This window comes from Acetobacter thailandicus (assembly GCF_011516655.1).
In the GTDB taxonomy this organism is placed as follows: domain Bacteria; phylum Pseudomonadota; class Alphaproteobacteria; order Acetobacterales; family Acetobacteraceae; genus Acetobacter; species Acetobacter thailandicus.
In genome coordinates this window covers 204775-213863 of sequence record NZ_WOSV01000004.1, presented here as the reverse complement: position 1 = coordinate 213863, position 9089 = coordinate 204775, and the positions used below count along the sequence as shown (strand labels likewise).

General features: G+C 49.3%; 9 protein-coding genes. 3 read left to right on the top strand and 6 right to left on the bottom strand.

What is annotated here, in order from left to right:
- The first annotated feature begins 413 nt into the window (after nt 1-413).
- The gene (locus GOB58_RS07820; RefSeq protein ID WP_086555301.1) at nt 414-2090 is read left to right on the top strand and encodes an alpha-keto acid decarboxylase family protein; all 1677 of its coding nucleotides are present in this window, start codon (nt 414-416) and stop codon (nt 2088-2090) included.
- Nucleotides 2091-2184: 94 nt separating this feature from the next.
- On the opposite strand, the gene GOB58_RS07815 is transcribed toward GOB58_RS07820, so the two are convergent.
- On the bottom strand, nt 2185-2613 hold the full coding sequence (locus tag GOB58_RS07815) for a hypothetical protein (protein WP_143295994.1): 429 nt from the start codon (nt 2611-2613) through the stop codon (nt 2185-2187).
- A 251-nt stretch (nt 2614-2864) separates the two neighbouring features.
- Nucleotides 2865-3095 (bottom strand): YiaA/YiaB family inner membrane protein, encoded by a 231-nt coding sequence (locus tag GOB58_RS07810; RefSeq protein ID WP_086555303.1) that lies wholly within the window; start codon nt 3093-3095, stop codon nt 2865-2867.
- 152 nt (nt 3096-3247) lie between these two features.
- Between GOB58_RS07810 and GOB58_RS07805 the strand changes: the two genes are divergently transcribed.
- Entirely contained in the window at nt 3248-3835 is a 588-nt protein-coding gene (locus GOB58_RS07805; RefSeq protein WP_173559829.1) for a TetR/AcrR family transcriptional regulator, read from the top strand.
- Nucleotides 3836-3901: 66 nt separating this feature from the next.
- On the opposite strand, the gene GOB58_RS07800 is transcribed toward GOB58_RS07805, so the two are convergent.
- A complete protein-coding gene (locus GOB58_RS07800) occupies nt 3902-5311 on the bottom strand; it encodes a lytic transglycosylase domain-containing protein (protein ID WP_086555305.1) in 1410 nt (469 codons plus the stop codon).
- 618 nt (nt 5312-5929) lie between these two features.
- Here GOB58_RS07800 and GOB58_RS07795 point away from each other — a divergent pair.
- Nucleotides 5930-6268 (top strand): YnfA family protein, encoded by a 339-nt coding sequence (locus GOB58_RS07795; protein ID WP_086636263.1) that lies wholly within the window; start codon nt 5930-5932, stop codon nt 6266-6268.
- On the opposite strand, the gene GOB58_RS07790 is transcribed toward GOB58_RS07795, so the two are convergent.
- The 3 genes from GOB58_RS07790 to hisC all read right to left on the bottom strand — a co-directional run bounded on the left by GOB58_RS07790 (nt 6265) and on the right by hisC (nt 9022).
- Nucleotides 6265-7323, bottom strand: a complete 1059-nt coding sequence (locus GOB58_RS07790; RefSeq protein WP_086555307.1) for a CorA family divalent cation transporter — start codon at nt 7321-7323, stop codon at nt 6265-6267. The two genes, GOB58_RS07795 and GOB58_RS07790, sit on opposite strands and share 4 nt — an antisense overlap.
- Nucleotides 7324-7486: 163 nt before the next feature.
- Nucleotides 7487-7765: a hypothetical protein gene (locus GOB58_RS07785; RefSeq protein WP_233127813.1), complete on the bottom strand. Its 279-nt coding sequence runs from the start codon at nt 7763-7765 to the stop codon at nt 7487-7489.
- Nucleotides 7766-7954: 189 nt separating this feature from the next.
- Nucleotides 7955-9022 carry a histidinol-phosphate transaminase gene (gene hisC, locus GOB58_RS07780; protein ID WP_173559828.1) on the bottom strand — a complete coding sequence of 356 codons (1068 nt, stop codon included), beginning with the start codon at nt 9020-9022 and terminating at the stop codon, nt 7955-7957.
- Nucleotides 9023-9089: the final 67 nt, after the last annotated feature.

The window sequence follows — 9089 nt, the reverse complement described above, 5'->3', positions numbered from 1 at the left end:
CGAAACCTCACCCTCAGAGAAAATACGCCGTCAGCATATCCCTCTCTCATATTCTCTTGTCAAAGACCGCTAAAGTCAGAAAAAACCCCGGAAGCCTCAGCCTCCAGAGCCTCATCCGCTCTCGATGAGCCAGCTTCTACAGCCTCATACTAACCCTGTCAACACACCCCAAAATTAACCCAAAAACCCAGGCAAAACCTGGTGAAAACAACTCAAACACACCTCAATTCCACTCAACTCCACTCAAAAAAAAGCAAAAATCCTCAAAAAAAAATCGTTTTTTCGTGTGATATATGATTAAAATATGACAAACGAATATTTCATATATTTGACATTTGGATGTGATATACGTTTTGATTAAGCAGACATCTGATCTCATGATCGTCCTCTGATCACCACAGGAGAGAATTCAAATGACTTATACAGTTGGTATGTATCTGGCTGAGCGTCTGGCTCAGATTGGCCTGAAACAACATTTTGCTGTTGCTGGTGACTATAACCTGGTTCTGCTCGACCAGCTGCTGCTCAATAAAGACATGGAGCAGATCTATTGCTGTAATGAGCTCAATTGCGGTTTCAGTGCTGAAGGCTATGCCCGTGCACACGGAGCAGGCGCTGCGATCGTAACCTTCAGCGTTGGCGCTATCTCTGCCATGAACGCTATTGGCGGTGCCTATGCTGAAAACCTACCGGTTATTCTGATTTCCGGCTCACCAAACAGCAACGATTACGGTACAGGCCATGTGCTGCACCACACAATCGGCGGCACCGACTATAACTACCAGATTGAAATGGTGCGTCACGTTACCTGTGCAGCTGAAAGCATTACAGATGCAGGCTCAGCACCGGCTAAAATTGACCACGTGATTCGTACCGCCCTGCGTGAACGTAAGCCAGCTTACCTCGAAATCGCCTGTAACGTAGCAAGTGCTGAATGCCCTCGCCCTGGCCCTGTTTCAAGCCTGCTGGCTGAACTGAGCGCAGATAAAGAAAGCCTGAAAGCTGCCGTTGCTGCATCTAAAGAGTTTCTTGAAGCTTCAGAACGCGCTGTTATGCTCATTGGTACCAAGCTGCGCTCTTCTCATGCGACAGAAGAAGCTGAAGCTCTTGCTGACCGTCTGGGCTGTGGCGTTGCTACTATGGCAGCTGCGAAAGGCTACTTTGCTGAAGATCATGCTGGTTTCCGCGGTTTGTACTGGGGTGAAGTCTCCTCTCCCGGCACTCAGGAGCTGGTAGAAGGTGCTGATGCGCTCGTTTGTGTTGCTCCGGTATTCAACGACTACTCAACCGTTGGCTGGAAATCATGGCCTAAAGGCGACAAAGTTCTGCTGGCAGAACCAAACCGCGTTACCGTTAAAGGCCACAGCTATGAAGGCTTTACGCTAAAAGAGTTCCTTAGCGAACTGGCTAAAGTTGCTCCTTCACGTCCGCTGTCTGCTCAGGAATCGACATACGTTAAACCTGAAATCGCAGCCGCACCGGGTGATGCACGCCTGACAAATGACGAAATGACTCGTCAGATCACAGAAATGCTGACCTCAAAAACCACCCTGAGTGCCGAAACCGGTGACTCATGGTTTAACGCGATGCGTATGCATCTGCCACGTGGTGCACGTCTCGAGACCGAAATGCAGTGGGGCCATATTGGCTGGTCTGTTCCTTCTTCTTTCGGTAACGCCATGGGCTCTCAGGACCGCCAGCACATCGTTATGGTTGGTGACGGCTCTATCCAGCTGACCGCTCAGGAAATCGCACAAATGGTGCGTTATGAGCTGCCGGTTATCATCTTTGTTGTAAACAACCGTGGTTATGTGATCGAAATCGCTATTCACGACGGTCCATACAACTACATCAAGAACTGGGATTATGCTGGTCTGATGGATGTGTTCAACGCAGGTGAAGGCCATGGCCTGGGTCTGCGCGCAAACACAGGTGCCGAGCTGGCTGAAGCCATCAAAAAAGCACAGGCTAACCGCCGTGGCCCAACCATTATCGAATGCAGCATTGAGCGTGATGACTGCACCGATACACTGATCCAGTGGGGCAAAGCTGTTGCCGGTGCCAACTCTCGCAAACCACAGGTTGGCTAAGAGTGACGCCCTGATACAGGGATAAAGAGTAAAATGAAAAACCCTGCTGCCACATTACGCTGGCAGCAGGGTTTTTTTATAATATCAGCGCAGATCAGCAGGGGCCGATTGCTTTTTCTTCAACCATAACCTTCATCACAGCATCAGCTGCCTTCACGGCAACAATTTTGCGGTCATCTGACTGGCTATTAACCTCTGCCAGGTTAAAATTTTTGGTCCATAATCGCTTTTGGTTAACAGCATCAACAAGCTTTAACATCAGCGCATCAGGCAGCATATTCAGCGTGTTACCTGGCTGTAAAAATGAAAATGCTAAAAACAAAACCCGCTCAGTATGATGCTGCGTAATATATTCTGTCACCGCCTCTCCGCTCGGGAAACGAGGCCCATCCATATCAGGAGTCTCAAGCGTGATATGACAGGCCTTAAGGTCGCTTTTAAGACGCGCTACAAAAATAGGGTGAGCCTCGGTTTCAAACGTTTTATCGAAACTGTTGATCAGAAGAATATGACTGTCAGCCACGGCTGCTGACGCGTTTTGTTGTTTTTGTTTTTCGGTCGTTGCCGTGCACTGGCTTAAAAAAAGACAGCACAGCATTAAGATCGAAGTAAGATACTTAATCTGCATGCCGCTGAACCTTATCTATGAATAACCTCCTGTCCTGCTTATTCTTTCTCTTCCTGCCCTAACAAATCAAAAAAAGAAGAGAAACCTCCCTTCCCTGCCAGGAAAACTGCACGTCTCACAGCACCTGGACTGAGGGTTTTACCTGATCATTCAGGGCGGCTGATATCGACCTGATCCTCAGCCTGATCACGTAATGTTTTAGACAAAGAGATAGAAGACTGGACAATAAACAACGCCGATAAACCCAGATAAGCGCGCAGCCAGCTTTCCATCGGCATGTAAATAACAGCGGCCGCCATAGAGACAATCGAAATTGCAAAACAGATCCATGTGAACATGATCCAGCTTGATGAGTTGGTTGCTTTACGTGTTGTCATTGTTTTCATCCTTTTCATTTGTGAACAACGTTCATTAACTACAAATAAAACAGTCCGGCAAGCATAAAATGAACATTGTTCACAAATAAATTGCATCACCTTGAATTCTCTGACACTACAGAGACAGATGTCATGCCTCAGCAGGAGATTTTATGGGCCGCAAAGGAAGAAACCCTGAGACACTCAGAGCCTTAATTACCGATTCGGCGGAAACAATTATCGTTGAACAAGGACTGAGTGGCTGCACGGCTCGTGCGATCACAACTAAGGCAGGATGTGCCCTTGGCTCACTCAGCTACCTCTTTGGCGGGATAGAACACGTTATACTGGCCGTGAATACACGTACCCTGGCCGTTATGGGTAACCTGATGTTTGAGCAGGCACTAAAGGTAACAACTGAACGAAGCGCAGACCGTCTGGAAGCTCTGGCTCTGGCCTATTTTCACTATGCCCGTAATAACCTGAATCGCTGGCATGCACTTTTCGCACTCCGCCTCTCTTCACACGAAGAATTGCCTGAAGAATATCTGACACTGAGAAACGGGCTGATTGAACGCATCACGACATTCTTTGCTCATGACGTTGAGACACGTGGTCACTCACCACAGATTCTGGCACGAACGATGTACGAAGCCGTACACGGTGTCGTTATACTCGGGCTTGACCAGCGGCTTGGTGGCAGCCCGGAGGATGTCGAGGAGCGTATTCGTCTTCTGGTTAAAAAACTCTCTGCCGGGTAAAAGGTCAGGAGGGGTTACGAGCCTCATCCACTCACTCACCCCACACTCTGGTGAAACGCATAGTCTTCAGGATGCCGGAGCAACGACAATGCACTGACCGGTACCCGCCAGCATGCCACAGGCTGTAACAGCCTGCTCATGAGACAAATTAGCCATGCGGGCACGGTAGAAAGAGTTATTTTTTCCCGAGACCTTACTAATCTGCGCAGATGCAGCACTCAGCACCCGATGCGCTCTGAGCTGCGCCTTACCTATTGCCTGACGCGCCTGCGCTACGGACGCAAATGCACCAACCTGAATTCCCCAGTTACGGGCAACTGTAACTGCCGCAACACGCACAGGAGAAGGCTTCACCACAGCAGGCGGCGGGCTGTTGCTTCTGTTACGTGCAGAAACTGCCGGCGCGGGAACATCAGCGACCTGGGGGGTATTCTCGGTTATCTCTCTGCCGCTCTCTTCTGCTCCGTCACTGCTGGCTGAAGCTGACAAACGTTTCTGCCACACTGAACTGACGTCCGCGCTTGTTTCATAACTATTTTGCTCCTGAACCGGGACTGCCGTCGTAACCGGTTCAGCTTCAGACGAAGAAGAGCTATTCTCACTTCCATCTGAAGGCTGCGTTGTCTGGGCACTCTCATCAGCCATACGCTTTGCCCATGCGGCACTGACCGCAGCCTTCTCAGAAGAGCGGGCTACATAAACAGGCTGATATGTCTGCTGATTATTTAAACGGCTATTCCATGCTGCACTGACTGACTGTGTCTGCGCATTGCTCTGCACCGGCTGATAGTTTTGCGCCATTGTGTCATGACTGCTAACCAGCAAATCCGCCTGAGAGCGGCTGGAAGGGAACACCCCCACGATGCGCCGTCCGATAGAGGCAACATAGTTACGTGTCTCACGCGGGAGTGTACGGTTATGGCTCAGAAAATCCTCAAGCCGGCCCGGCCCCGCATTGTAAGCCGCGAGAAACCCCGGCGTGCCATAGGTATCATACATCTGTCTGATATAGGCTGTTCCCGCCATGATATTATCATGGGGCTCGTAAGGATCATCCTGCAGGTTATGAGCATAACGCATTTCATCATAAGTCGGAGACATCAGCTGCATCAGCCCCATGGCTCCGGGAGCTGACGTGATCAGCTGGCCATTCTGAAAAAGCCGGCCTCCCGATTCCTGATGCATGACTGCCCTGATCCATATTTCAGGCACGTCAAAACGCCCGGCAGCTTCACGAATATAAGGTCCCCACGGGTCTTCGGGTGGACCGGGAATCGTATAAGACGAGCGTGCATGCGCACGATACTTGGCTGCAGCCTCCTCAACTGATTCTGAAGAAGGTGTTGTCTGGGAAGCCTGCTGCCCGGCACAGGCTGCAAGCAAAAATAACGCCCCACAAACAGGTACATAACGCAATAACGGCCGGGACAGGCGCCCACGAAAATAACCAAATGATAAAACTGATCCGGAGCTCATAAATCGCGCTGCCCTAAAAAGAAAATACGCCGTGCCATATCTTAAAACCTGTCCATAATACGTAAAAAAAACTTACACCACCGTTTAGCGTGACTTTTGTTATATTACTTACGATATCAAGTCGGCTCATACCCGCACCATACAACGCTGACTGCACTGTAAAGAGCGGCACCACGCCATGCACCACCTGAAACTTCAAAGAAGCGCTTATACCGGCAATCTTGTTTTCACCTCATGTTACAGACGGTCTGTATTTTCGTTTTTTCCATATGAGTATAACGAGTTGTCTGCCTAGCCCTTCTTTTCGAAGATTTTATGGCAACATACTATAGCCACCAGAATACAGAAAAATATCAAAAAAACCTGTAAAAAATGTAATTATAAAATTATATATTTATCAAATTCACACTATATAAAAAATTTATTTATATTTATGGAATAAAAACTAAAATAATTTTTCAATAAAATAATAACCAAACCACCAACCATCTTCTAAATTATATAAGAATACCCGGCACATCAAAAATCAGCCTCCCCGAAAATCATAATTCAGGATAAAGTCCCCCTTCCTGCCCGAGCAGCCCTCAGGTACCTGTATCCCCCGGCAAGGCTGAAAATATGCTTTTTTTTATCAAACCTGTTCTGATTTATATTCTGGCCGGTTTTGCTGAAATTGCGGGATGTTACATGGCCTGGCTCTGGCTCAGAGAAGGGCGTTCAGCCTGGCTGCTTCTCCCCGGGGCGTTCAGTCTGGCTGTTTTTGCTCTGCTACTGACCAGAATTGAAACGGATAGTGCGGGCCGGGCTTACGCTGCCTATGGCGGTATTTATATTATGACTTCACTTTTATGGATGCGATGCGTTGAAGGCCGCATGCCAGATAAGTGGGAAATAGCCGGCGCCGCTGTTTGCCTCTTTGGTGCAGGTCTTATCCTCCTTGCCCCCAGAGGGGGTTAAAGAAGGCGGGTAATTTTAAGCAGCATCCATGTTCCCAGCATGATAACAAAACAGATACCACCGGCTTCAACAGTTCCCCACGAACCATTGGTCAGAAACATACCACCCGTATTCATACCGAAGAAGCCAGTTACAAATGTTGCTGGCAGCATCAGCGTTGTACCAACAGAAACAAGGTAAAGCTGACGGTTAGTATCTTCAGCCTGGTTCGCCATAAGCTCGTCCTGCAGTGACCGCGCACGGTCCTGCAATGCCAGAAGGTCATCAAGAGCAGCATGAACCTGACGCTGCGAGCGATCGCGCAGATCATCCTCAGCCCATTCAGGCAGTTCAAGCTCTTCATCACGAAAAATACGGTCTACAGGCGCAAGCACACGACGCAGCTCTGTTGCCCGGCGCCGCACCAGACCAAGCAGACCATTCACACGCCTGAGATCAGTATCACGATCAAGCATAAGCAAAACATCTTCTGCCCGGTCAAGCTGATCATCAAGACGCGCAAAATCACGCCGCAACGTATCGGCAAACTCAAGCAAAGCACGGTCAACAACCTGCGCCGGAGAACGCGGGATTATACCACGCCTGAGCTCATGATATACCACGCCAAGCGCCGGAATAGGATGGCGGCGCGTTGTTGTCAGCAAATCAGGCTGAAGGGCAAAACGCCACGTACTGACATTACGATCATCATCAGTCGTCGTATCATCAAAAGCAGGCAGAGCACCAAAAACCGTATCTCCCTCATTATCGAGGCGTATACTTCGTTCGAGGTTGGTCAGAACCTGCCTGACCTCCTCATGCAAAGAAGGAATATTTTCAATCTGTGCCCGTGAAAGGGTATGGACGATATCAAAATGAAACCAGCCCCACCCTTCCATCTCAGCATAAGGAGAAGGAAATGTACCTGTTGCCAGACGATACGTGACAACATCGGGCTCAAGTTCTATCGGGTCATGGCCGGGACGACAGAAAATGGCCCAGATCAGGCCATTGCGCAGCAGGGTGCCACCTTCTGAAACAGGATCAGGTATGGCAGATGACGGGGTTTCGGTCATCACTCAACTCCCTGCTCTCCAAAATAATGCTCAGCCCATACTGAACCAGCAACACATTACAATAAAAAACCTGAACGCACGCAAAAAATGCCTGATATTCTGCGCGCTACATATCACGAGCAGCGCACAGAACAACCCCTCTCTGTGCGCTTATCGTGCTTCATTAACGAAAATGAACAACACGTTCCGTACGAGACGTAACCCTGCGACGCTCTGTTTTAGCTGCGGCAGGTTTCCTCTGCGCAGCTTTTAAGGCCGGAGCTGCGGCAACTTCAGCCTCAAGCTGGCTAATGCGTTTACGCACACTCTCTCTGAGAGCCGGAGCCGTATGAGACTTCATTGCAGCCAGTGTTTCTTTCAGGTCACGCAGCTGTTTTTGTTTCTGATCAAGGTTGCGCCTGATAGGCTGATTATCAGAAAACTGTCCATGAAATGCACGCATAGATAAAACTCCATTGCTTAAAAAGCCTGACACAGAGCACAGCCCACACATCAGGAATAACATGTTTCAAACCCTCACCAGCCCTTTGCCGATGAAGGGTGAAACTGCCTGTAAATTTCAACCAAAACACGATATTCCCATGGTATCTGCTATAAAACAGACTATGGGAAAGAGACTTTAAGCACACCCTTAGTCGTTGCGAAGAAGAATATCCCGCAAGACTGAAAGCAGCACGTCACATTGCTGATCAGTACCTATTGTCACGCGCAGCCAGTCAGCTGTGCGCTCACCCTTAAGATGACGGACAATCACGGCGTGCTCACGCAAGTCAGAAGCTATACGCGCAGCACTACGATCAACATGGTGAATATAAACAAAGTTAGCCTGTGATGGCAAGATACTAAAGCCCAGGGCGGCCAGGCCAGCACTAAGCCGCTCCCGCGAGGCCTTAACTTTTTCAACATGCTCACAAAACCAGGCCTCATCTTCAGCAGCAGCCTGTGCTCCGGCCTGGGCAATACGATCAAGCGGATAGGAATTAAAACTGTCTTTTACCCGTGTCAGCCCTTCAATCAGCTCCGGGCTGGCAAAAGCAAAGCCCACACGGATACCGGCCAGTGCCCGCGACTTAGAAAAAGTCTGCACGACAAGCAGGTTGGCATATTCTTTTACCAGGCTGGCTGCGCTTTCAGCGCCAAAATCAACATAGGCCTCATCAACCAGCACAACCCGGTCCTGATGCATTTCAAGCAACTGACGAATTTTATCCAGCCCAAGAGCAATGCCTGTTGGCGCATTAGGGTTTGCCAGCACCACACCACTACAGGGCTGATTATAATCCTCAATCTGCACCTGCATAGTCTCATCAAGTGCAACGGTCTGATAAGGCAGGCGGTATAACTCACAGTACACTTTATAAAAGCTGTAGGTCACATCGGCAAAAAGTAACGGAGCCTTATGCGCAAAAAAAGCCTGAAATGCATGAGCCAGCACTTCGTCAGACCCGTTACCAACAAACACATGATCTGCCGGCAAGCCAACACGCTTACCCAATGCTGTACGCAGCGATAAAGAGACCGGATCAGGATACAAACGCAGCGTATCATCAGCTGCATCGCGCATAGCCTTCAAAGCACGGGGAGACGGGCCGTAAGGCAGCTCGTTCGTATTAAGTTTAATCAGCCCCGGCGTTCTGGGCTGCTCACCTGGCACATAAGGGGTAAGCTGATGAACAAGAGGGCTCCAGAAACGACTCATAGCTGGTATCCGCCGATAAAAATCTCACGGCGACAGCACTGCGCTGTCACTCACTCTGAGACATAAA

Excerpts from the sequence above, each read along its gene's own strand:
- GOB58_RS07800 (WP_086555305.1), bottom strand. The coding sequence starts at position 5,311 with ATGAGCTCCGGATCAGTTTTATCATTTGGTTATTTTCGTGGGCGCCTG.
- hisC (WP_173559828.1), bottom strand. The coding sequence starts at position 9,022 with ATGAGTCGTTTCTGGAGCCCTCTTGTTCATCAGCTTACCCCTTATGTG.
- GOB58_RS07790 (WP_086555307.1), bottom strand. The coding sequence starts at position 7,323 with ATGACCGAAACCCCGTCATCTGCCATACCTGATCCTGTTTCAGAAGGT.
- GOB58_RS07820 (WP_086555301.1), top strand. The coding sequence starts at position 414 with ATGACTTATACAGTTGGTATGTATCTGGCTGAGCGTCTGGCTCAGATT.
- GOB58_RS07795 (WP_086636263.1), top strand. The coding sequence starts at position 5,930 with ATGCTTTTTTTTATCAAACCTGTTCTGATTTATATTCTGGCCGGTTTT.
- GOB58_RS07810 (WP_086555303.1), bottom strand. The coding sequence starts at position 3,095 with ATGACAACACGTAAAGCAACCAACTCATCAAGCTGGATCATGTTCACA.
- GOB58_RS07805 (WP_173559829.1), top strand. The coding sequence starts at position 3,248 with ATGGGCCGCAAAGGAAGAAACCCTGAGACACTCAGAGCCTTAATTACC.
- GOB58_RS07785 (WP_233127813.1), bottom strand. The coding sequence starts at position 7,765 with ATGCGTGCATTTCATGGACAGTTTTCTGATAATCAGCCTATCAGGCGC.